Source organism: Pseudonocardia sp. EV170527-09, assembly GCF_008369905.1.
Lineage (GTDB): Bacteria > Actinomycetota > Actinomycetes > Mycobacteriales > Pseudonocardiaceae > Pseudonocardia.
Map to the genome: position 1 here is coordinate 1 of NZ_VRMC01000051.1, position 21,782 is coordinate 21,782.

Below are 21,782 nucleotides of genomic sequence, written 5' to 3' on the forward strand. Positions count from 1 at the left end.
TCTCGTTCTCAGCAGAGCCCATAGGGTCTGATGTCATCACTCACAGTGCCCATCCCGCCGGACGCTGAGGTCCGGCGTGTCGGGCCGGAACCACCGTTCGTTGCACAGGCCCGACAGCACCCCCACCAGCTCGCCGGCCCGCGACCGGGGCCCGAGCATCGCCAGTGCCGCCCGCAGCGTCGCGACCTGCGCGCGGCTCTGGCGGGGCCGGTCGTCGGGCGGGTACATGCGCCGGGCGTCCGGGTCGGTGAACCAGCGGAAGACCTCGCTGCGGGCGAGCCCGGCGTGGTGGGTGTGGTCGCCGAACAGCGCCCGGGCCATCTCGTTCTGCACGAGCGTCTCGCCGAGCACGGTCAGGATCAGCGCCGGGCTGTCGTGCAGCCGGTCCAGCACCCGCAGCAGCGCCGGGGCCACGTGCTCGGACACCGGGCCCGACGCCGGCGCGTTCCGGCCCGCGCACCGGAACAGGTAGTCGCGTTCCTCGGTGCCCAGCCGCAGCGCCCGGGCGAGCGACGCCAGCATCTGGTCGCTGGGCTGCGGCCCGCGCTGCTGTTCCAGCCGCGTGTAGTAGTCGGTCGACATGACCGCGAGCGTCGCGACCTCCTCACGGCGCAGCCCCACCGTGCGCCGGCGGGCACCGTCGGGGAGCCCGACGTCGCCGGGGCGGAGGCGGGCGCGGTGCCGGCGCAGGAAGTCGGCCAGGGCTGCACGGTCCACGTCACCGAGTATCCGCGGGCACCCGCCGGGCAACCAGGGACCGGCGATCCCCCGATGACCGGTCTCTGCCGCCCCCGTCCGCCGCGCGGCGACGGTGGGGACATGCAGATCACCGGACGCACCGTCTTCATCCCCGGCTCGACGAGCGGCATCGGACTCGCACTGGCCCTGGCGCTGCACGAGCGCGGCAACACCGTGGTCCTCGGCGGCCGGCGCCGCGAGCTGCTCGACGTGCTCGTCGCGATGGCCGGGATCATGCGGGTCGAGGACTGGCACACCCCCGAGGGGTTCCTGGCCTCGGCCGAGCAGGTCGTCACCACCAACCTGCTCGGCCCGATCCGGCTGATCGGTGCGCTCGTGGAGCACCTGCGGGGGCGGCCGGTCGCGTCGGTGGTCACCGTGTCGTCGGGGCTGGCGTTCGTGCCGCTCGCCGCGACGCCCAGCTACAACGCCACCAAGGCCGCGGTGCACATGCTCACCGAGTCGCTGCGCCTGCAGCTCGCCGACACGACCGTCGAGCTCCTCGAGATCGTGCCGCCCTCGGTGGCGACCGAACTGCTGCCCGGCCAGCAGGACAGCCCGATCGCGATGCCGCTCGACGACTTCGTCGCCGAGGTCCTCACGCTGCTCGAGGCCCCGACCCTGGGCGGGGAGGTCCTCGTCGAGCGGGTGCTGCCGTTGCGCCGTGCGGAGGCCCGCGGCGAGTACGCCGACGTCGTCGCCCGGCTCAACGCTGCCGACCCGCACTGACCACCACGCCGCACCCGACCGCCGGACGCGGCCCGGTCCGGCGTCCGTCCGGGGCGGTCGGCACGGCCCGTAGGCTGACCCGCGCGACGACGGGGGAGGACGCCATGACGGCACCGGGCCGGGCTCGGCAGGACCGCATCTACCGCGACGGCGTCTCCGGCGCCCGTCCACGGGTCCCGACCGGCCCCGACGAGCTGGAGCGTCGCGCGCGGCGGGCCATGAGCCGGCGCGCCGACGCCTACGTCACCGGCGGCGCGGGCGCCGAGACCACGATGCGCGCCAACCGGGCGGCGTTCGCCCGTCGGGAGATCGTGCCGCGGGTGCTGCGCGACGTCGGCGAGCGCGACCTGACCGTCGAGCTGTTCGGCCGCACGCTGCCCGCGCCGCTGCTGCTCGCCCCGATCGGGGCGCTGGACCTGGTCCGGCGCGGGGCCGACCTCGCCGTCGCCCGCGGAGCCGCGGCCGCCGGGGTCCCGATGGTGATCTCCAACCAGGCCGGGGCGCCGATGGAGGAGATCGCCGCGGTCGGCGGCCCCACCTGGTTCCAGCTGTACTGGTCCACCTCCGACGAGCTCGTCGACAGCTTCCTGCGCCGCGCCGAGTCCGCCGGCTGCGACGCCGTCGTCGTCACCCTCGACACCACGATGCTGGGCTGGCGCCCCCGCGACCTCGACCTGGGGCACCTGCCCTTCGCCCGGGGCATCGGGATCGCCCAGTACACCTCCGACCCGGTGTTCCGCCGCCTGGTGGAACAGACCCTCGCCGCGCCGTCGGCCGGGTCCCCGCCGAAGGTCACCCCGCAGGCCGTGCGGACCCTGCTCGAGATCACCCGCAACGCCCCCGGACGGTTCCGGGACAACCTGCGCTCGCCCGTCCCGCGGGCGGCCGTGGAGACCTTCCTGCGGGTCTACTCGCGACCGCGGCTGTCCTGGGAGGACCTGGCGACCCTGCGCTCGCGGACCCGGCTGCCGATCCTGCTCAAGGGGGTCCTGCACCCCGACGACGCCCGCCGCGCCGCCGATGCCGGTGTGGACGGGGTCGTCGTGTCCAACCACGGCGGCCGCCAGATCGACCACGCGGTCGCCTCGCTGGACGCGCTGCCCGGTGTCGTCGACGCGGTCGGCGACGCGCTGCCGGTGCTGCTCGACTCCGGGGTGCGGACCGGGGCCGACGTCGCGACCGCGGTCCGGCTCGGCGCCCGCGCCGTGCTGCTGGGGCGCCCGTTCGTGCACGGGCTCGCCCTGGACGGCGCCCGCGGCGTCGCGCAGGTGCTGCAGAACGTCGTCGCCGAGCTCGACCTGGTCTGCGGGCTGGCGGGGGCCACCACCCCGGCCGGGATCGAGCTGCGCGGGCGTCCCTGACGGGTCACCCGGCGGTGCGGTCCGGCGCGCCCGGCCGCCCGCGCCGTGGCACGGTCGGACCATGACGCGTACGACGGCGACCCGTACCCGGCAGGACCTCGCCCGCCTCGCGCTCGGCGCGATGCTGGTGTTCTCCGGGACCTCGCACCTCACCTTCGCCCGCCGCGAGTTCCGTGCCCAGGTCCCGCCGTGGGTCCCGATGGACACCGACGACGTCGTGCTGCTCTCCGGGGCCGCCGAGATCGCGCTCGGCGCCGCGCTGGCCGGCCTCCCGAAGGAGCGCCGCCGGATCGGCGGCCTGGCCGCCGCGTTCTTCACCGCCATCTTCCCGGGCAACGTCTCCCAGTACCGCAACCGCGTCGACGGGTTCGGCCTCGACACCGACGCCAAGCGGGCCGCGCGGCTGGCCGGACAGCCGCTGCTGGTGGCCTGGGCGCTCTACGCGGGCGGGCTGATCCCGCGCCGGTGAGCCGGTGCCGGCCCCGGAGAACCGGGCGAACGGGACGTCCGACACGACGCGCAGGTACCCGATAGCACGTCGCCTGTAGCACAGCGGGGTCCGGTACGGCTAATCTCCACCCCGTAGGAACCGGCAAGACGCGAGGAGACATCCGGATGCCACAGGGAACCGTCAAGTGGTTCAACGCGGAGAAGGGGTACGGGTTCATCACGCCGGACGGAGGCGGGCAGGACCTGTTCGTCCACTTCAGCGCGATCCAGTCCTCCGGATACCGCAGCCTCGACGAGGGGCAGACCGTGACCTTCGAGGTCACCCAGGGTCAGAAGGGTCCGCAGGCGGACCAGGTCGTTCCCACCTGACCGCCTGATCCGACGCCGACGCCCGGGGTGCTCACGCGAAGCACCCCGGGCGTCGTCGTGTCGGGGGTCAGGACGCCAGGCGGGTCTCCAGCCCGGCGATGACGAGCTCGACGCGGCTCAGGGTCCAGCTGCGCGGCGGGTCGTCGATCCGGTCCCGGAAGACCGAGCGGACCTGGGCGTCGAACGGCTCGGCCGACTCCAGCACCTGGTCGCGACGGCGCGCGTCCCCGATGCCGAGGGGGTTGGCCGCCAGCCACGGCTGCATGCCCATCTGGAAGGCGGTCGAGGCGCCGAGCACCGCGTCCTCCGCGGTGAAGCCCGACTCCAGCAGCCGGTCGGTCAGCCGCCGGAACGCCGACAGCAACGCCTCGGGGGACTCCGGCAGCCGCACCATCGCGGGGGCGAGGCCCGGGTGCTCGGCCATCACGTCGAACGTCGCCGCCGCGAACGCCAGCATCTGCTCCTGCCAACGGCCCTCGTCGGTCGCGGGGAACACGCCGTCGGTCACCACGTCGTCCACCAGCGCGGCGACGAGCGCCTCCAGGCTGGGGAAGTGGCGGTAGAACGTGGAGTACTTCACCCCGACCCGCGCGGTCACCGCGCCGACCGTCAGGTCGGAGAAGCCGAGCTCGCGCGCAGCGGCCAGCAGTGTCGCGCGGTCGGTCAGTGGCGGGCGGCCGGTGCGCCGTGCCGGTCTGCTCTCGGTCTCGGTCACGCCCGAATGCTACTGCCCGTGGCCGCGTCCGGGACAGGCTAGTCGCGGTCGGTCTGACGACTACGTGTGACCTGCCCCATCACTGGTTCATTGAGCGGCTGGTCGTTCGGCCGGCCGGACGTGCGGTCGTCTCGCAACGCAGGTCGAAGGTGACGGAGCGTCACAAAGGAACGGGCGCTCCGGCGACGATCCGGCCGAGCGTGCGCAGGCTCGGCGAGCCGGGATCCCAGTAGCCGCCGTGCGCGGCGGCGAACGCGGACTCGTCGTTCGGGGTGGCCGGGTCGTCGGCGCGGGGGAGCGCCGAACCGGGGGCCGAGTCGAACACCCGGGCACCGAAACCCGGTGCCGCCGGGTTCGGACCGTGCAGGAGCCCGGTGGGGGCGAACCCGCGCGAGGTCGCGAAGCCCTCGACCCCGGGCACCCGGTCGATCGGGTCGTGCCGCGCGGTCGTCGCCCAGACGTGCCCGGGTGCGGTGCCGAGCTCGGAGGCGTGTCCCGCGCCGGTGCCGGGGCTGCCGACGAACACCACGTCGTCGGCAGCCAGGCCGCCGCCCCGGGCGGCGTTCCCGACCACCGTCGAGCCGTAGGAGTGCCCGACGACGGTCAGGTGCACCGGTCCCGCGTGCCCGGCCCGCAGACCGTCCTGGAAGGAGCGCAGGTCTCCCGCGGCGGCGCGGGCGGCCCCCGGGTCCGCCGCCGCGACCAGGTCGGGTGGCGCGTCGTAGCCGGTCCACAGCACCGCGGCGACGGTGCCGTCCGCCGCGGCCGCCCGTGCGGCGGCACGCGTCGCCTCGACCCGGGCCAGGTCACCGGGCACCCCGTCCCAGCCCGCGGTCGTCCCCGGGACGTGGGTGAGCACGTGCGCGGCGTGCTCCGGGTCGCCGACGGCGAGCACGAGCCGCCCGCCGGTGCTCCCGCGCTCCAGCCGGAGCAGGTACGCGTCACCGGCGTCCAGGCGTCGGCGGGTCGCCTCCAGCCCGGCCGACGCCCGCCGGGCGCGGTCCGCGCCCGCGGTGTCCCCGGCCCGGTCGAGCAGCGCCGCCCGGGCCAGGAGTCGGGACAGCTCGGCGTCGAGCAGGACCCGGTTCGCCCGGTCCCGGTCGGCGACCGGCACGCCGTCCAGCCCGCCGACGAGCTCGGGCCGGGTGTGCAGCAGCTGCTCCCGTCGCACCTCGGGCAGCCCCGTCCACCAGGACCGCACGGCCCCGGCGCCCGCACCGGGGGGTGGCGCCGCGGCCGGCGCGACCGGCCGGGGGGACGCCGCGGGGGCCGGGCGGAGCGCATCGAGTGCGGCGGCCGTGGCGTGGTCGGACCGGGCCGCGGCACCGACGGCGTCGGCCACCGCGGTGGACAGGCGGGCCAGGTCCGCCCCGAAGCGCGCGACCATCGCGGGCAGCTGCCACACCCCGAGCCAGTGCGCGCCGACGCCGGCGGACAGCGTGCCGCGTTCGAGGTCGACGACGAACTGCGGGTGCACCGCCAGCGCGGCGAGGACGAGCCGACGCTGGGCGTCGAGGACCTCGCCGGCGTGGGTGCCCAGCACCTGCGCGGCCCGGGTCGCGGTGCCCGCGTCGTCGCGCAGCCGGCGGACCTGCTCGGCGCGGTCGAGCGCGGCCGCGTCGGCGTCGGCCCCCGTCCACGACCGCGGTGCGGAGCGTTCCAGCTCGGCCGCGCGCTCGGACAGGGCCCGGGACAAGCCGTCCCAGGTACCGGCGCGACGCAGCCACGAACCGGGGTCGGCCGTCACGAGGTCGCGCAGGGCGGGCCCGGCGCTCACGAGGCGCGCCCGGCGAACGCCGTCGCGGCGTCGTCGTCGGCGGCGCGCCAGGACGTGGCGGCCGCGCGCAGGGCCGACGCCGTCGACGCGGTGTGCTCCGCGTGCTCCCGGGTGGCCCGCGCCATCGCGTCCTCCCAGGCCGTGGCCGCCGTCCCGGCCGCGAAACCCGGCACCGGCGCGGCGGGGCCCACGAGCGCCGTGTCGTCGGCGAGGTCGTCGGCGATGTGGTCGAGCGCCGCGGCGGCGGCGTCGAGGCCGTCCGGGTCGGAACGCGCCACCCCGCCCGACGACGGGTGCGGGCCGGGCACGGGCCGCCCGCTCGTCCACCGGGTCCCCGGTCGGTCTCGGTCGTGCACCGCGGCACCTCCGTCGTCGGTGGCGGGCCCGCCCGGCCCGCCCGCGTCGGACAGGAGTGTGCGTGCCGCGCGGCCCCGGCACGGGCGTTCGGTGGAATCCGGTGTGGGTGCTCTCGATCATGACCGGTCGCCGTGAGACCATCTGCGCCGGTCGGAGCAGCGGGCCGGGGCCCGGTCGGCCCCGGCCGGGGAGAGGAGCGTCGTGGTCGGCGTCCAGCGGGTGATGACGGTGCGCACCCCTGCCGAGACGGTGTTCCGTTACCTGTCCGACCACGGGAACAGCGAGATCTGGGACCCGACCGTGCGTTCCAGCACCCGTTCCGACGGTGGCGGCCCGATCGCGGTCGGCGCCGCCTGGCGCACGGTAGCGGTGTGGGGCGGGCGGGAGAGCGAGCTCGACCACACGCTGCAGGAGCTGACGGCGGGCCGGGTCGTGTTCGTTGCGGAGAACCCGGCGGTCAGCGCGACGGAGGAGATCGTCGTCGAGCCCGCCGAGGGTGGGGGCAGCGTCGTCAGCTTCCACGCCCGGGTGCGGCTCAAGGGGCTGCTGAAGCTGGCGGCGCCGTTCCTGCGGCGCGAGTTCGAGCGGCACGGCGACGAGCTGGAACGCACCCTGCCCCCGGTGCTGGAACGCCTGCAGGGGTCCGCGCCGGCCCCACCGCCGTAGGCCCGCGGCTCAGCCGTAGGCCCGCGGCTCAGCGGTCGCGCCAGAAACCCATGCGACGGCTGATCTCCCGCCCCGCGGCGACGACCTCCGGGGTGATCCGCTCGATCCGCTCGGCCGGGAGCCGGTAGGCCGGCCCGGACACCGACAGGGCGGCCACCACCGCGCCGCCGTGGTCCAGCACCGGTGCCGCGACCGCGTTGAGCCCGGTCTCCAGCTCCTCCAGCGACCACGCATACCCGTGCCTGCGGACCCGGCGCAGCTCCTCGACGAGCGCCTCGCGCCCCTCGTCCGGCACCGTGTCCGGCATCGTCGTCGGGTCGTCGAGCACGGCCGAGGCCAGCAGCACCTTGCCGCTGGAGGTGTTGTGCATCGGGGTGATCCGGCCGAGCCAGTTGAACGTGGTGACCATCGACGGGCCCCGGGCCTGGTCGACGTTCACTGCCCACCCGCGGTCGGGGATGGCGATGTTGACGGTCTCGCCGAGTCGCTCCGCGAGCGTCTCGCAGACCGGGTGGCCCTGGGTGGTGACCTCCAGGCGCTCGGCGACGCGCCCGGCGAGCGGGATCAGTCCGAACCCGAGGCGGTACTTGCCGCGGTCGGCGATCTGTTCGACCAGCCCGCGCTCCTCCAGCGCGCCGAGCAGCCGGAAGGCGGTGGACTTGTGGACGTCGAGCGAGGCGGCGAGCTCGCTGACCCCAGCCTCGCTCCGGTCTGCCAGCAGGGTGAGCAGGGTGATGGCCCGGTCGACCGACTGCACCCCGGGCTCCCGTCCGCGCACCGTGTTGCTCATGGCGCAACCCTAACCCGGCATTCGGCACGTCGCCACGCGGGGCGGCCGGAAAGCGTGACCATCTCCCGGGGAAGGACGACGGGCCCGGGTTTGCACACCGACCCGTTTCCGGTGAAAGCTCGCGCCGTGCCGAGCCTCTACATCGACGGAAGTTGGACCACCGGGTCCGCCGGGACCGCCCCGGTGGTCAACCCCTACGACGCCTCGACGGTCACCGAGGTCGACCAGGCCGGGCCCGACGACGTCGACCGTGCGGTCGCCGCCGCCCGCCGGGCCTTCGACGACGGACCGTGGCGGCGGACCACCACCGGCGAGCGCGGGGAGCTCCTCGGCCGGATCGCCGACCTGCTGGTCCGGGACCGGGAGAAGATCGCCCGGCTGGAGACCCTCGACACCGGCAAGACGATCGCCGAGGGCCGCCAGGACGTCGACGACGTCACGGCCGTCTTCCGCTACTACGCCGGGCTCGCCGACAAGGACGCCGGTCGGATCGTCGACACCGGCAACCCGGCCGTCGTGTCGCGGATCGTGCACGAGCCGGTCGGCGTGTGCGCGCTGATCACACCGTGGAACTACCCGCTGCTGCAGCTGTCCTGGAAGGTCGCCCCGGCGATCGCGGCCGGCAACACGATGGTGATCAAGCCCAGCGAGGTCACCCCGCTCACCTCGATCGTGCTGGTCGAGCTGTGCGAGGAGGTCGGGATCCCGGCCGGGGTGGTCAACATCGTGCTCGGCGACGGACCCTCGGTGGGCGCCCCGCTCACCGAGCACGCCGACGTCGACATGGTCAGCTTCACCGGCGGGCTGTCCACCGGGCAGAAGATCATCCGGGCGTCGGCCGAGACCGTGAAGCGCACCGCCGTCGAGCTGGGCGGGAAGAACCCGAACATCGTGTTCGCCGACACCGACTTCGAGCTCGCCGTCGACTACGTGATGCTCGCGGTGTTCCTGCACTCCGGACAGGTCTGCTCCGCGGGCGCCCGGCTGATCATCGAGGACTCGGTCGCCGACGCCGTCGTCGACGAGGTGGTGCGCCGCGCGCAGCTGATCCGCCTCGGCAACGGTCTCACCGACGGTGTCGAGGTCGGTCCGCTGGTCTCCGCCGCGCACCTGGCCAAGATCGAGGACTTCGTCGCCGCGGCACGGGCCGAGGGTGCCACCGTCCGGTGCGGCGGTGCCCGTCCGGACGACCCGGAACTGGCGAAGGGCTACTTCTACCTGCCGACCGTCATCACCGACCTGGCGCCGGGATCGCGGCTGATCCGTGAGGAGACGTTCGGCCCGCTGCTGACCGTGGAGCGGTTCAGCACCGAGGAGGAGGCCGTGCGGCTCGGCAACGACACCGAGTACGGCCTGGCCGGCGCGGTGTTCACCGCCGACATGGGCCGCGCCCACCGGGTGGCGTCCGCGCTGCGCCACGGGACCGTCTGGATCAACGACTTCCACCCGTACTTCCCGGGCGCGGAGTGGGGCGGCATGGGCCGCTCGGGCAACGGTCGCGAGCTGGGACCGACCGGGCTGGCCGAGTACCAGGAGATCAAGCACGTCTGGACCAACACGGCTCCGCAGCCCCAGGGATGGTTCTCGGGCCGCTGATACCGCCATGATGGCGCGACGAAACGGCCCAGGAGGTCCAGGATGACCGTTCCCGAACCCACCCGGCGGGATCCCGCACCGGATGCGGACGGCGACGGGGGAGGGCTCGCCGAGTTCGGCTACAGCCAGACCCTCGACCGCAGCATCGGCAAGTTCGCCAGCTTCGCGGCCGGGATCAGCTACATCTCGATCCTGACCGGCACGTTCCAGCTGTTCTACTTCGGCTTCGGCACCGGCTGCGCGGCCTACTGGTGGTCCTGGCCGATGGTGTTCGCCGGGCAGTTCATGGTGGCGCTGTCGTTCGCCGAGCTGGCCGGGCGCTACCCGGTCGCCGGGTCGGTCTACAACTGGTCCAAGCAGCTGGCCGGGCCGACCGTGTCCTGGCTCGCCGGCTGGATGATGTTCACCGCCTCGGTGGTGTCGCTGGCGGCGGTCGCGCTGGCCGCGCAACTCACGTTCCCGCAGATCTGGTCGGGCTTCCAGCTCGTCGGCGACGCCTCCGACGCGGGCGACGCCGCCGTCAACGGCGTGCTGCTCGGCGCGATCCTGATCGTGCTCACCACGGTGATCAACGCCGTCGGGGTGAAGCTGATGACGCGGATCAACTCCACCGGGGTGTTCATCGAGCTGATCGCCGCCGTCGTCATCGTCGTGGCGTTGCTGCTGAGCATCCGCAACCCCGTCTCGGTGCTGTTCGAGACCCCGGCCCCGGCCGCGGGCGGCGGCGGGTACTTCGGCACGTTCCTCGTCGCGGCGCTCGCCTCGGCCTACGTCATGTACGGCTTCGACACCGCCAGCTCGCTCGGCGAGGAGACGGTCGACCCGCGGCGCACCGCCCCGGCGGCGATCCTGCGTGCGGTGATCGCCTCGTTCGTGCTCGGCGGGCTGATCCTGCTCGGCATCATCCTGGCCGCACCGGATCTGGCCGACCCGCGCCTGGGCAGCAAGGACGGGGGCGGGCAGCTCGTGCTGCTGGAGGTCGCCGGCGGCACGATCGGCCGGATCTTCCTGATCACCATCAGCATCGCGGTGATCGTCTGCCTGCTCGCGGTGCACACCGCGGCGATCCGGCTGATGTTCGCGATGGCCCGGGACAACGCGCTGCCCGCGGGGTCGGTGCTGGCCCGGATCGACCCGAAGCACAAGACGCCGGTGGTGCCGGCGATCGTGGTCGGCGTGGTCGCGATCCTCATCCTGGTCGCGAACGTCGGCGTGCCCGAGGTCTTCACAGCGGTCACCAGTGTGGCGATCATCATGATCTACATCGCGTACCTGCTGGTCACGGTGCCGATGCTGGTACGGCGGCTGCGCGGGCGGTGGCCGGACGAGGGCCAGAAGGGGTACTTCTCCCTGGGGCGCCTCGGCCTGCCGGTCAACGTGCTGGCGGTGCTGTGGGGCGCGGCGATGGCGATCAACCTGGCCTGGCCCCGCGAGGAGGTCTACGGCACCGGGTGGCTGCGGTTCGTCGCGTTCCTGTTCATCGGCGTCGTCGCGCTGGCCGGGCTGGCCTGGTTCCGGCTGCGCGGCCGTCACGGGCTGGGCTGCCTGCCCGAGCACCGGGCGAAGGAGATCGAGCAGGGCATGGGGGAGACGGCATGACCGACCGGTTCGACTACGTCGTGGTGGGTGGCGGCTCGGCGGGCTGCGCGCTCGCCGCGCGGCTCTCCGAGGACCCCGCGGTACGGGTGCTGCTGCTGGAGGCCGGGCCGTCCGACGTCGGTGACCCGAACATCCTGCGGCTCACCGACTGGATGGCGCTGCTCGACTCCGGCTACGACTGGGACTACCCGGTCGAGCCGCAGGAGCGCGGCAACTCCCACATGCGCCACGCCCGCGCGAAGGTGCTCGGCGGCTGCGGCTCGCACAACTCCTGCATCGCCTTCTGGACCCCGCGGGAGGACCTCAACGAGTGGGCCGCGTCCGGCCTGACCGGCTGGTCCGCCGAGGAGTGCTGGCCGCTGATCCGGCGCCTGGAGACCAACGACGGCGACTGGGACGGCCACGGCCGCTCCGGCCCGGTCAACCTCATGCAGATCCCCGCGAAGGACCCCTGCGGCGACGCCGTGCTGGCTGCCGCCGCGCAGGTCGGCATGCCGACGGTGCGGTTCAACGAGGGCCACACCGTGACCGACGGCGCCGGGTACTTCCAGATCAACTCCTTCCCCGACGGCACCCGCGCCTCGGCGTCGGTGTCCTACCTGCACCCGATCCTGGACTCGCGTCCGAACCTGGAGGTGCGCACCGACTGCTGGGCGTCGCAGGTGCTGTTCGAGGGCACCCGCGCCACCGGCGTGGAGTACCAGCGCGGCATCGGTCCCGGCCGCGAGACGGTGCACGCCGACCGCGAGGTGATCCTCTCGGCGGGGGCGATCGACACCCCGAAGCTGCTGATGCTCTCCGGCATCGGTCCGGGCGAGCACCTGCGCGAGTTCGGCATCGCGGTCCGCTCTGACCTGCCCGGCGTCGGGTCGAACCTCGACGACCACGTGGAGGGCCTGGTCTTCTGGGACGCGGCGAAGCCGATGGTCACCGAGTCCACCCAGTGGTGGGAGATCGGGCTGTTCCACCGCACCGACCCGGCCCTGGACCGGCCGGACCTGATGATGCACTACGGCTCGGTCCCGTTCGACATGAACACGCTGCGCTGGGGCTACCCGACCACCGACAACGGGTTCTGTCTCACCCCGAACGTCACCCGCGGCCGGTCCCGGGGCACCGTGCGGCTGCGGACCCGCGACTTCCGCGACCGGGCCCGGGTCGACCCGCGCTACTTCACCGACCCCGAGGGCCACGACATGCGGGTGATGACCGAGGGCATCCGGCTGGCCCGCCGCATCGCCGAGCAGCCGCAGCTGAAGGAGTGGATCGCCGCCGAGCTGGCGCCGGGCCCGGACGCGGTCACCGACGACGAGCTCGCCGACTACATCACCAAGACCCACAACACCGTCTACCACCCGGCGTGCACCGCGCGGATGGGCGCCGACGGTGACCCGGACGCCGTCCTGGACCCGCAGCTGCGGGTCCGCGGGGTGCAGGGTCTGCGGGTCGCCGACGCGTCGGCGATGCCGTTCCTGCCGGTGGTCAATCCGAACATCACCACGATGATGATCGGGGAGAAGTGCTCCGACCTGCTCCGGGCCGCGCACGCCGGCTGACCCGGACCGGCCCGGCTCAGCCGGGAACGGCCGCCAGGAGCCGGTCGACGAGGTCGTCGACCGGCACGTCGTCGGCGGAGTTGTCCAGCGTCACGTGCGTCGCGCCGGTCCAGTGGCAGGTGCGCGCGCCGGCGGAGGCCCAGAACCGGTCCCAGTCGGCGAGTTTCCCCCGGTCGCGGGCCAGCCCGCGGCGCGCGACGCGCTCCCGCACCGTCGCGCCGTCGGCGTGCACCTCGACGACGACGGCCGCGGCGGTGTCGGGGACCGCGTGCTCGCGGCGCCGTGCGCCGAGGTGGCCTTTCTCCTCGAACCAGCGCAGGAACGGCGCGTCGAGCACCACCGGCCGGTCGAGCCGCAGGTTCGCCGCGGCGAGCCGCCACAGCGCCGCGTACTCCAGGTCCATCACGACGTCGCGGTAGTACGGGTTGTCGCCACGGCCGTGCGGGTCGGTGCCCGCGGCGGCGAGCAGGGCCTCGGTGAACCCGGTGGCCACGTCGTCCTTGTCGAGGTAGGCACCGCCGACCCGCTGGGCGAGGCGGCGGGCGACGCCCGACTTGCCCGAGCCCGCGGGGCCGACGACCAGGTACAGCACGCTCACGACCGGTCCCGCACGAAGGCGCCGTAGGACAGCGCGCCGAGCAGCAGCAGTGCCCCGCCGACCACGAACACCCAGGTGTAGCTGCCGCCGGTCGCGGCGAGGATGGCCCCGGTGACCACCGGTGCGACCGCCGCGCCGACGAAGCCGCCGAAGTTCTGGATCGCGCCGAGCGAGGCCACCTGGTGGGCCGGTGCGATGTCCGCTGCCAGCGTCCACAGACAGCCGATCGGCACCTGGGCCGCGAAGTACCCCAGGCTCAGCAGGGCGATCACCGACGGGACGTGCGTGACGAACGCCGCCGGCAGCACCGCGGCGGCGGCGAGCACGGCGCCGCCGACGATCGGGATCTTGCGGGCCCGCACGGTGGCCACCCCGGCGCCGATCAGCCGCCCGGACAGCCAGCCGCCGAACAGCACGCCGACCACGCCGCACAGGAACGGGAGCGCGGCCAGCCAGCCGCTCTCCTTCAGCGAGAAGCCCAGCGAGGTCTGCAGGTAGCTGGGCAGCCAGGTCAGATAGACCCAGACGGTGTAGAAGATGCCGAACGCGCCGAGGACCATGAACCAGGTGTTCGGGCGGCGCAGCAGGCTGCCCCAGCCGACCTTCGCGGTGTCCGGCACGACCGGCCCGGCGGCGAGGGCCTCCTCGGCGTGGATCGCGGCCTGCTCGCGCAGCGTGGGGTCGCGGTAGATCCGCAGCCAGACCAGCGCGACGACGACGCCGAGCGCACCGACGACCAGGAACATGCCGCGCCAGGACATCGTGAGCAAGAGGAAGGTGAGCAGCGGCGGCGCGATCGCGTTCGCGACCTGGGAGCCGGTGTTGACCAGTGCCACCGGCAGGGCCCGTTCCGAGCGGCCGAACCACCGCTGGTTCACCGACAGCGCGGCGGTGAAGAACGGCACCTCGGTGACGCCGAGCGCGACCCGCAGCGCGTAGAGCGCGCCGAAGGACTGGGCGGCGGCGGTGACCATCCCGACCAGTGACCAGGCGGCCGAGGCCGCGGCGAACATCCACTTCGGGCCGAACCGGTCGACGAGGTAGCCGGCCGGGAGGTTCGCGATCGCGTACGGCCAGGCGAACGCCGACAGCAGCAGGCCCATCTCGACCGGGCCGAGACCGAACTCCTCGGCGATGGTCGTGTTGGCGACGCTGAGCGTCGAGCGGTCCAGGTAGTTGACGATCCCGCCGATCAGCAGGAACGCCACGAGGACCCAGCGGATGCGGGGCGGCCGTTGCGGGGTGGTGGACGTCGCCGCCGCGCTGCTCGCGATGTCGGTCATGCAGTCACTCCTTCGTAACCGGGGGGGGTGTGCCCCGGGGTCAGGCCCGGGCGGCGTCGACGGCCGCCAGGAAGTCCGCGGCGGCCGCGGTGACCAGGGACATGTCGCCGTCGGGTCGGGCGGCCTTGGTGACGGAGCTGCCGACCCCGACCGCGTGCACCCCGGCGGCGAACCAGTCCCCGACGTTGCCGGTGGTGACCCCACCGGCGGGGACCAGCGACGCCTGGGGGAGCGGCGCCAGCAGCGCCCGCGCGTAGTCCGGGCCCGCGTTCTCGGTCGGGAACAGCTTGACCAGGTCGGCGCCGGCCTCGAGGGTCGCAACGACCTCGGTCGGGGTGTACGCCCCGCTGACCGAGACGGCGCCGTACCGCTGGGCGGCGCGGATCATGCCGGGCGACAGGTGCGGGCTGACCAGCAGCTGTGCCCCGGCCTGGACGGCGGCGAACGCCGCCGCCTCGTCCAGCACGGTCCCGACGCCGACCGCGACGCCGTCGCCCGCGAACTCGCGCGACAGCGTCCGGACGACATCGAGCGCCCCGGGTACCGAGTAGGTGATCTCGAGGACCCGGACGCCGCCGGCGACGGCCGCACGGGCGACCGCGAGGGCCTCCTCGGGGTCGTCGAGCCGGACGATGAGGATCGTCCCGGTGCGGTCCACGGCGTTGAGAACATCCAGCTTCCGTAACATCGAGGCACACGCTAGCACCAGGATTCATACAGAAGAACAGCATGTGTGAATCTGTGTGACGGCTCGTACGATCGACCCGTGGAGACGGAGGGGTACGTGGCGGCACCGCTCATCCCGGAGGAGCGTCACCAGGAGCTGCTGCGCCTGCTGCGCCGCTCCGGGGTGCTCAGCATCCGGACGCTGACCGGGCTCATGGGTGTCTCGCACATGACCGTGCGGCGCGACATCGCGACCCTGGAGGAGGCCGGCCGGGTCGTCGCCGTCCAGGGCGGGGTGCGGCTGGCCGAGGAGCCCGGCCGTCCGCCGCGGGCGCGCGCCGGACGCGCGGCGCTGGAGCTGCCGCGCAAGCGGGCGATCGCCGAGCACGCCGCGTCCCTGGTGGACGACGGCATGGTCGTCTTCCTCGACGCCGGCACGACCTGCGAGTCGGTCGTCGCCCACCTCTCGGGGCGCAGCGGGGTCACGGTGGTGACCAACGACTTCGGCACCGTCCGGGCGCTGCACGGGCTGTCCGGGATCGACGCCGTGCACACCGGCGGGGCGGTCGACCCGGACAGCGACTCGGCCTCCGGTCCGCTGGCCGCCGCGACCCTCGGGGCGCTCGCGGTGGACCTGTGCTTCCTGAGCACCGGGTCGTGGGACGCCGGGCGGGGCGTGACCATCCACGCCACGGACAAGGTCATGCTCAAGCGCGCCGCGATGGCGGCGTCCGGCCGCCGAGTGCTGCTCGCGGACAGCACCAAGTACGGCACCCACGAGCGCTTCCGGGTCGCCGGGCTCGACGAGCTGGACCTCGTGGTGACCGACGCCGAGCTCCCCGCGGCGGCGACCCGCCGGATCGAGGAGCTCGGCGTCGGCCTGCACCGGGTGCCCGCACCCGCCGCGGGCTGACCGCTCAGCCCTCGCCGACGACCTCCACCGTCGCGTGCAGCGGGGTGTCGGCGACCGAGAACCCGAGGTGCAGCTCGTAGGCGCCCGGCTCGGTCGCCCACACCCCGCCCGCGCGGTGGCGGAACGCGCGCCGCGACACCGTCACGGTGGCCGTCGTCGTGCCGGGGGCGGCGTCGACGACGGCCCAGCCGGCCAGCCAGCGGGCGGGGCGTTCGACGTCGGAGCCGGTCCGGGACAGGTAGGCCTGCACGACCTGGCGGCCCGCCCGGTCGCCGGTGTGTTGGTCAGGGTGACCGTCACCGCGACGCCGTCGGCCGACCAGGGCCCGGCGACGGCGTCGTCGAGGGTCCAGGTGGTGTAGCCCAGCCCGTGCCCGAACGGGTACGCCGGCGTCTCGCCGTGGCGCAGCCAGTTGCGGTGCCCGAGGTGGACGCCCTCGTCGTAGCGCAGGACGCCCTCGGTCGGGCGCCCGGACAGCACCGAGCGCTCCTCGCCGGTGGCCGGCCAGGTGGTCGGCAGCCGCCCGCCCGGCTCGGCGTGCCCGAGCAGCACGTCGGCGACGGCGTCGCCGAACCGCTCGCCACCGAACCAGCCGAGCAGCACCGCGGCCACCTCGTCGCGCCAGGGCAGCAGCACCGGCGCGCCGGAGTTGACGACCACCACGGTGCGCGGGTTGGCCGCGGCGACCGCCCGGACCAGGTCGTCCTGGTGGCCGGGCAGTGCGAGCGAGGTGCGGTCGAAGCCCTCGCTCTCGATCCGGTCGTTCGTCCCGACGACCACGACGGCGACGTCGCAGTCCGCCGCCAGCGCGGCGGCCGCCGCCACCTCGGCCTGCGGGTCGGCGACGACGGTCTCGGTCCCGACGGTCAGCGCGAACAGCGCCATCCCGGCCTCACCGCCGGAGGGGCGGAACCGGAACACCAGGTCGACGGGCGCGTCGGTGGTGATCTCCGCGGTCACCGACGGCGCCTCGAAGATCGCCGCGCCCGGCCCCTCGTCGCCGGTGAGGACGGCCTCGGTGTCGAGCACGGTCGCTCCGTCGGCGCTCACCGTCACGTGCCCGACGGCGGCGGCCCCGATCCGGTGCGCCCCGGGCTCGGGTGCCCACCGCGTCGACACCTCGACGCTCTCGGCGCCGCCGGGGATCTCGCCGCCCATCCAGATCAGCGAGGCCCCGAGCCGGTGCTCGCTGCGCAGCGCGGTGCCGTCCGCGGCACGGAACACCGCGCGCAGGCCGGGCTCCCCGGTCACCGGGTCGGTGACCGTCGCCGGGTCGAACGGCTGCACCCCCTCGGCGACCTGCGCGCCCAGCCGGTACCGCACACGGTCCCCGCCGAGTGCCGTGCGCAGCCCGTCGAGCGGCGCGACGACCGCGGCGGGCCGGACCGTGGCGCTCCCGCCGCCCTGGGTGCGGGCCAGCGCGGCGTTGTGCCCGAGCACCGCGACCGTCCCGAGCGACGAGGCGTCCCACGGCAGCTCGCCGGTGTTGCGGACCAGGACGCTGCCCGCGGCGGCGAGCTCGCGGGCCACGGTGGCGCCGTCCCCGGGGGCCGGGGCGGGGGGCGGGGTCGGTGCCCCGTCGAGCGCGCCGACCCGGGCGGCCAGGCGGAGCAGCCGGCGCAGCTTGCCGTCCACGACGGATTCCTCGACCTCGCCGTCGCGCACGGCCGCCACCAGCCGCTCGCCCCAGGTGCTCACCGGGCCGGGCATCACCAAATGCTGCTCGGCGCGCGCCGACGCGACGGTGGTGCGCACCGCGCCCCAGTCCGACATCACGAGCCCGTCGAAGCCCCACTCGCCGGTGAGCGGCTCGGCGAGCAGCGGGTTCTCGCTCATCGTCGCTCCGTTGACCGCGTTGTAGGCCGACATGACCGCCCAGGCCCCGCCCCGGGTGACGGCCGGTTCGAACGCGGCCAGGTACAGCTCGTGCAGCGCCCGCTCGCCGACGGTGTTGTCCACGGTGAAGCGCTCGGACTCGGCATCGTTGGCGACGTAGTGCTTCGGTGTCGCGGCGACCCCGTGCGCCTGCAGCCCCTCCACGTACGCGGCGGCGAGCTCGCCGGTCAGCAGCGGGTCCTCCGACAGCGCCTCGAAGTGGCGGCCGCCGAACGGGGTGCGGTGCAGGTTGATCGTCGGCCCGAGGACGACGTCGGCGTGCTGCCGGCGGGCCTCGGCGCCCAGGGTCGAGCCGTAGCGGCGGGCGAGCTCCGGGTCCCAGGTCGCCCCCAGCGCCGTCGACGACGGCAGCGACAGCGACGGGGACCGCTCGTCGAAACTCTCCCCACGCACGCCCGACGGACCGTCGGACAGCACCATCCGGCGCAGCCCGATCGCGGGCTCGGCCGGGGTGGACCAGAAGTCGGCCCCGGTGAGCAGCCGGACCTTCGCGTCCAGGTCGAGCCGCGCGATGAGCGTGGTCAGCAGATCCTCGTCGACGGTCGCCATGGGGTCGACCGTACCGACGCCGGGCCGGGTCAGCGGGCCGGTCGGGCCGCGTCCGCCAGCGCGCCGGGCAGCTCCCGCGCCGCCTCCAGCAGACTCGGGCCGTACCAGGTCAGCAGCCGCCCGCTGACCAGCACCGACGGCGCGTCGAACGTCTCGGGGCCGTCCTCGGCGGTGAACGGGTACGGCTCGTCGGGCAGCACGACGAGATCGTGGTCGGGCAGCCCGGCGGGGTCGAATCGGGGGTAGCGCTCCGGGGAGTCGTCCAGGACGTTGTCGACGCCGAGCCGGTCCAGCACGGCACCGGTGAAGGTGTCCGAGCCGACCGCCATCCAGGGCCTGCGCCAGATCGGGACCACGGCCCGGCGACGGTCGCGGGCGGGCTCGACCGCCGCCCACAGTGCACGGGCCTCGCGCAGCCAGCCCGGCTCGTCCAGCCCGCACGCGGCCAGCATCCGACCCAGCGAGTCGAGCCCGCCGTCGACGTCGCGGATGTCGGTCACGTACACCGGGAGCCCCGCGGCGCGCAGCGCGTCCAGGTCCGGGAGCCGGTTCTCCTCCTGGTTGGCGACGACCAGGTCCGGCGCCAGCGCGACGATCCGCTCGACGTCGGGGTTCTTCGTCCCGCGGACCCGTTCCGCACGGAGGTCGGCGGGGTGGGTGCACCAGTCCGTCGCGCCGACCACGATGCCGGGCGCGGTCGCCTCCAGCGCCTCGGTCAGCGACGGCACGATCGACACGACCCGCCGCACGGTGCCGGGGACGCCGACCTCGTGGCCCTCGTCGTCGACCGGTGCCCCCACTCCCGCAGTCATGGTGTCGACCGTAACCCGGCGGGGGCCGACCGGCCGGGGGGACGGCGGTCGGCCCGGGCGTCCCGGTCGGGCCGGCGGCGCCGGCTCAGCCGGTCGGCACCAGCCAGCGCGGCCCGTGCCGGACGACGAAGGCCCGCAGGTCCCGCACCGGTGCGGTCGGCCGCGGGTCGGTCGCGTGCACCATCCCCAGCGTCCGGACCGTGTGCGGACTGTGCACCGGCACCTGTACCACGCCCGGCACGTCCGGTCCGGCCGGGAGCAGCGCGACGCCCAGCCCGGCCCCGACCAGGCCACGCAGCGTCGCCGTCTCCCCGCCCTCGAACGCCCGCCGTGGGCGGAATCCGGCCTGCGCGCACCACGACTCCACCACCCCCTGGAGCCCGTAGCCGCGGGCGAACAGCAGGAACGGGTCGTCGGCGACCTCGGTGAGATCCGCGGAGTCCGCGCCCGCCAGCCGATGCCCGGACGGCACCGCCAGCAGCAGCTCCTCCTCGGCCAGCGGGGTCGCGACGAGCCCCGGCTCGTCGGGCATCGGGGAGGTCAGCGCCAGGTCGACCCGGCCGTCGCGGACCCGTTCCAGCAGCGCGGCGTGCGGCACCTGCACCAGCTCGATCCGCACCCGCGGGTGGTGCTCCCGGAACTCCCGCAGGATGCCCGGCACGGCGGTGGTGCCCATTGTCCCGAGGAAGCCGAGTGCGACCCGGCCGGTCACCGGGTCGGCGTCGCCCGCGACCTCCGCCACGCCCGCGGCGAGCTCGGCCAGTGCGGCCTCGGCCCGCGGCAGCAGCGTGCGCCCGGCCACGGTCAGCGCGAGCCCGCGCCCGGCCCGCCGGAACAGCGCGACGCCCAGCTCGTCCTCCAGCCGGGCGATCGCCCGGGACAGCGTGGACTGCGGGACCCCGATCCGCTCCGCGGCGCGGGTGAGGTGACCGTCGCGCGCGACCGCGACGAACCGGTGCAGCGCCGGCGCCAACGACTCATGCATGGACGAATGCTACGGCTTCGATGCATGCATTGGACGCATGCATCGACAGTGCCTACGGTCGTATGCGATGACAACGACCGAGCACCCCCCAGCCTCGACCGCCACCCGGCCCGCCCCGCCGCACGAGCGCGGCACGCCCGGCTACCGGCGGCTCGGCATCGCCCTGTGGCTGTCCGGTCTGGCGACGTTCGTGCTGGTCTACAGCGTGCAGGGGCTGCTGCCGACGCTCTCGGCGGAGTTCGGCGTCTCCTCGTCCACGGCCAGTCTCGTGCTGTCGGCGACGACCGGCACGCTCGCCCTCGCCGTACTGCCGCTGTCCGCGCTCACCGAGTCCTGGGGGCGGGCGCGGGTCATGACCTGGGCACTCGCGGCGTCGGCGGTGCTCGCGCTGCTCGCCCCCCTGGCGCCCACGTTCGAGACCCTCGTCCTGGTGCGCGGGCTGCAGGGGATCGCCCTCGCGGCACTGCCCGCGCTGTCGATGGCCCACGTCACCCACGAGGTCGCTCCGCGGCACCTCGGCGGTGCGGTCGGGCTGCTCATCGCCGGCAACACCCTCGGCGGGCTGTCCGGGCGGCTCGTCGCCTCGTGGGTCGCCGAGCTCGGCGGCTGGCGGGCGGGCCTCGCCGCGGTCGGTGTGGTCTCGGTGCTCGCGACCGTCGCCTTCCGGCTGCTCCTGCCGCCCGCGACGGCGCCCACCCCGGCCCGCACCCGGCTGCGCGACCTCGGCGGGCCGCTGCGTCGCCACCTCACCGACCGGGGTCTGCTCTGCCTGTTCGGGATGGCGTTCCTGCTGATGGGCGCGTTCGTCACCGTCTACAACTATCTCGGCTTCCGGCTGCTGGCCCCGCCGTTCTCGCTGCCCGGCACCCTCGTCGGGCTGGTGTTCCTCGGCTACCTCGCCGGCAGCTGGGCCTCCACCGGTGCCGGGCGGCTGGGAGACAGGTTCGGGCGCCGCCCCGTGCTGTGGGTGGCGACGCTGCTCGCCCTCGCCGGGATCTGGGTGACCCTGCCCGATCTGCTGCCCACCACCCTCGCGGGGCTGCTGCTGGTCACCGTCGGCTTCTTCGGGGCGCACTCGGTCGCCAGCTCGTGGGTGGGGCGCCGCTCGGCGACGCTGCCGGGGGCGGTGCCGGCCCAGGCCTCGTCGCTGTACCTGGTCGGCTACTACGCCGGGTCCAGCATCGGCGGTGCCCTCGGAGGGGTCGCCTACGACCACGCCGGCTGGGTCGGGGTGACCGGCTACGTCAGCGTGCTGCTGCTGGGCGCGCTGGCGCTGGCGCTCGTGCTGCGCCGGACCCCGGCGCCCGCGGTGTGACACGCGCTTCTCCCCACCTGGACCAGTGACCCGTCGGAGCGGCCACGGCGCTGCTCCGTCGG

The 21,782-nt window shown here is 74.7% G+C and carries 22 protein-coding genes; 10 read left to right on the forward strand and 12 right to left on the reverse strand.

The annotated features are described in order from the left end of the window. Window positions 1-36: 36 nt before the first annotated feature. A complete protein-coding gene (locus tag FVA95_RS16840) occupies window positions 37-717 on the reverse strand; it encodes a helix-turn-helix transcriptional regulator (RefSeq protein ID WP_149665072.1) in 681 nt (226 codons plus the stop codon). Between the two features lie 102 nt (window positions 718-819). Here FVA95_RS16840 and FVA95_RS16845 point away from each other — a divergent pair, with 102 nt between their 5' ends. From FVA95_RS16845 to FVA95_RS16860, 4 genes are all read left to right on the forward strand, one after another. After that, window positions 820-1,467 carry an SDR family oxidoreductase gene (locus tag FVA95_RS16845; RefSeq protein ID WP_149665073.1) on the forward strand — a complete coding sequence of 216 codons (648 nt, stop codon included), beginning with the start codon at window positions 820-822 and terminating at the stop codon, window positions 1,465-1,467. Window positions 1,468-1,571: 104 nt separating this feature from the next. After that, window positions 1,572-2,828, forward strand: a complete 1,257-nt coding sequence (locus FVA95_RS16850; protein ID WP_149665074.1) for an alpha-hydroxy-acid oxidizing protein — start codon at window positions 1,572-1,574, stop codon at window positions 2,826-2,828. Window positions 2,829-2,889: 61 nt separating this feature from the next. Beyond that, a complete protein-coding gene (locus FVA95_RS16855; protein WP_149665075.1) occupies window positions 2,890-3,297 on the forward strand; it encodes a hypothetical protein in 408 nt (135 codons plus the stop codon). Window positions 3,298-3,443: 146 nt separating this feature from the next. Next, window positions 3,444-3,647: a cold-shock protein gene (locus tag FVA95_RS16860; RefSeq protein WP_020624259.1), complete on the forward strand. Its 204-nt coding sequence runs from the start codon at window positions 3,444-3,446 to the stop codon at window positions 3,645-3,647. A gap of 67 nt (window positions 3,648-3,714) precedes the next feature. Here FVA95_RS16860 and FVA95_RS16865 read toward each other — a convergent pair whose 3' ends face one another. The 3 genes from FVA95_RS16865 to FVA95_RS16875 form a co-directional block, all read right to left on the reverse strand. After that, on the reverse strand, window positions 3,715-4,362 hold the full coding sequence (locus FVA95_RS16865) for a TetR/AcrR family transcriptional regulator (protein WP_020624258.1): 648 nt from the start codon (window positions 4,360-4,362) through the stop codon (window positions 3,715-3,717). Between the two features lie 160 nt (window positions 4,363-4,522). Continuing rightward, entirely contained in the window at window positions 4,523-6,139 is a 1,617-nt protein-coding gene (locus FVA95_RS16870; protein ID WP_149665076.1) for an alpha/beta hydrolase, read from the reverse strand. Further along, the gene (locus FVA95_RS16875; RefSeq protein WP_149665077.1) at window positions 6,136-6,447 is read right to left on the reverse strand and encodes a hypothetical protein; all 312 of its coding nucleotides are present in this window, start codon (window positions 6,445-6,447) and stop codon (window positions 6,136-6,138) included. Before FVA95_RS16875 ends, FVA95_RS16870 begins: the two co-directional genes overlap by 4 nt. Before the next feature lie 250 nt (window positions 6,448-6,697). Between FVA95_RS16875 and FVA95_RS16880 the strand changes: the two genes are divergently transcribed. Next, window positions 6,698-7,162: an SRPBCC family protein gene (locus FVA95_RS16880; RefSeq protein ID WP_149665078.1), complete on the forward strand. Its 465-nt coding sequence runs from the start codon at window positions 6,698-6,700 to the stop codon at window positions 7,160-7,162. A gap of 28 nt (window positions 7,163-7,190) precedes the next feature. On the opposite strand, the gene FVA95_RS16885 is transcribed toward FVA95_RS16880, so the two are convergent. Further along, window positions 7,191-7,952 (reverse strand): IclR family transcriptional regulator, encoded by a 762-nt coding sequence (locus tag FVA95_RS16885; protein WP_193564369.1) that lies wholly within the window; start codon window positions 7,950-7,952, stop codon window positions 7,191-7,193. A 126-nt stretch (window positions 7,953-8,078) separates the two neighbouring features. On the opposite strand from FVA95_RS16885, the gene FVA95_RS16890 reads away from it, so the two are divergent. From FVA95_RS16890 to FVA95_RS16900, 3 genes are read left to right on the forward strand one after another with little or no spacing between them, the layout of a single operon-like run. Then, entirely contained in the window at window positions 8,079-9,548 is a 1,470-nt protein-coding gene (locus FVA95_RS16890) for an aldehyde dehydrogenase family protein (RefSeq protein ID WP_149665079.1), read from the forward strand. A 42-nt stretch (window positions 9,549-9,590) separates the two neighbouring features. Next, a complete protein-coding gene (locus tag FVA95_RS16895; RefSeq protein ID WP_149665080.1) occupies window positions 9,591-11,147 on the forward strand; it encodes an APC family permease in 1,557 nt (518 codons plus the stop codon). Further along, window positions 11,144-12,703 (forward strand): GMC family oxidoreductase, encoded by a 1,560-nt coding sequence (locus FVA95_RS16900; RefSeq protein ID WP_149665081.1) that lies wholly within the window; start codon window positions 11,144-11,146, stop codon window positions 12,701-12,703. Before FVA95_RS16895 ends, FVA95_RS16900 begins: the two co-directional genes overlap by 4 nt. A gap of 16 nt (window positions 12,704-12,719) precedes the next feature. Here FVA95_RS16900 and FVA95_RS16905 read toward each other — a convergent pair whose 3' ends face one another. Genes FVA95_RS16905 through FVA95_RS16915 form a run of 3 tightly spaced genes read right to left on the reverse strand, consistent with a single transcriptional unit; the run spans window position 12,720 to window position 15,272 of the window. Further along, on the reverse strand, window positions 12,720-13,301 hold the full coding sequence (locus FVA95_RS16905) for an AAA family ATPase (RefSeq protein WP_149665082.1): 582 nt from the start codon (window positions 13,299-13,301) through the stop codon (window positions 12,720-12,722). Then, window positions 13,298-14,584, reverse strand: coding sequence for an MFS transporter (locus FVA95_RS16910; protein ID WP_149665083.1), 1,287 nt, complete (start codon window positions 14,582-14,584; stop codon window positions 13,298-13,300). The genes FVA95_RS16905 and FVA95_RS16910 overlap by 4 nt, the downstream gene beginning before the upstream one ends. A 40-nt stretch (window positions 14,585-14,624) precedes the next feature. Beyond that, window positions 14,625-15,272 (reverse strand): bifunctional 4-hydroxy-2-oxoglutarate aldolase/2-dehydro-3-deoxy-phosphogluconate aldolase, encoded by a 648-nt coding sequence (locus FVA95_RS16915; RefSeq protein WP_149665084.1) that lies wholly within the window; start codon window positions 15,270-15,272, stop codon window positions 14,625-14,627. Window positions 15,273-15,350: 78 nt separating this feature from the next. Here FVA95_RS16915 and FVA95_RS16920 point away from each other — a divergent pair, with 78 nt between their 5' ends. Then, on the forward strand, window positions 15,351-16,163 hold the full coding sequence (locus FVA95_RS16920; protein ID WP_205015883.1) for a DeoR/GlpR family DNA-binding transcription regulator: 813 nt from the start codon (window positions 15,351-15,353) through the stop codon (window positions 16,161-16,163). A gap of 4 nt (window positions 16,164-16,167) precedes the next feature. On the opposite strand, the gene FVA95_RS32035 is transcribed toward FVA95_RS16920, so the two are convergent. From FVA95_RS32035 to FVA95_RS16935, 4 genes are all read right to left on the reverse strand, one after another. After that, window positions 16,168-16,413 (reverse strand): fibronectin type III-like domain-contianing protein, encoded by a 246-nt coding sequence (locus FVA95_RS32035; RefSeq protein ID WP_205015884.1) that lies wholly within the window; start codon window positions 16,411-16,413, stop codon window positions 16,168-16,170. Beyond that, window positions 16,305-18,608: a glycoside hydrolase family 3 protein gene (locus FVA95_RS16925; protein ID WP_205015885.1), complete on the reverse strand. Its 2,304-nt coding sequence runs from the start codon at window positions 18,606-18,608 to the stop codon at window positions 16,305-16,307. Before FVA95_RS16925 ends, FVA95_RS32035 begins: the two co-directional genes overlap by 109 nt. Window positions 18,609-18,637: 29 nt before the next feature. Beyond that, complete coding sequence (locus tag FVA95_RS16930; RefSeq protein WP_149665085.1) at window positions 18,638-19,420, reverse strand: helical backbone metal receptor; 783 nt, start codon at window positions 19,418-19,420, stop codon at window positions 18,638-18,640. 85 nt (window positions 19,421-19,505) lie between these two features. Continuing rightward, window positions 19,506-20,405 (reverse strand): LysR substrate-binding domain-containing protein, encoded by a 900-nt coding sequence (locus tag FVA95_RS16935; RefSeq protein WP_149665086.1) that lies wholly within the window; start codon window positions 20,403-20,405, stop codon window positions 19,506-19,508. 67 nt (window positions 20,406-20,472) lie between these two features. On the opposite strand from FVA95_RS16935, the gene FVA95_RS16940 reads away from it, so the two are divergent. Further along, window positions 20,473-21,720, forward strand: coding sequence for an MFS transporter (locus tag FVA95_RS16940; RefSeq protein WP_149665087.1), 1,248 nt, complete (start codon window positions 20,473-20,475; stop codon window positions 21,718-21,720). Window positions 21,721-21,782: the final 62 nt, after the last annotated feature.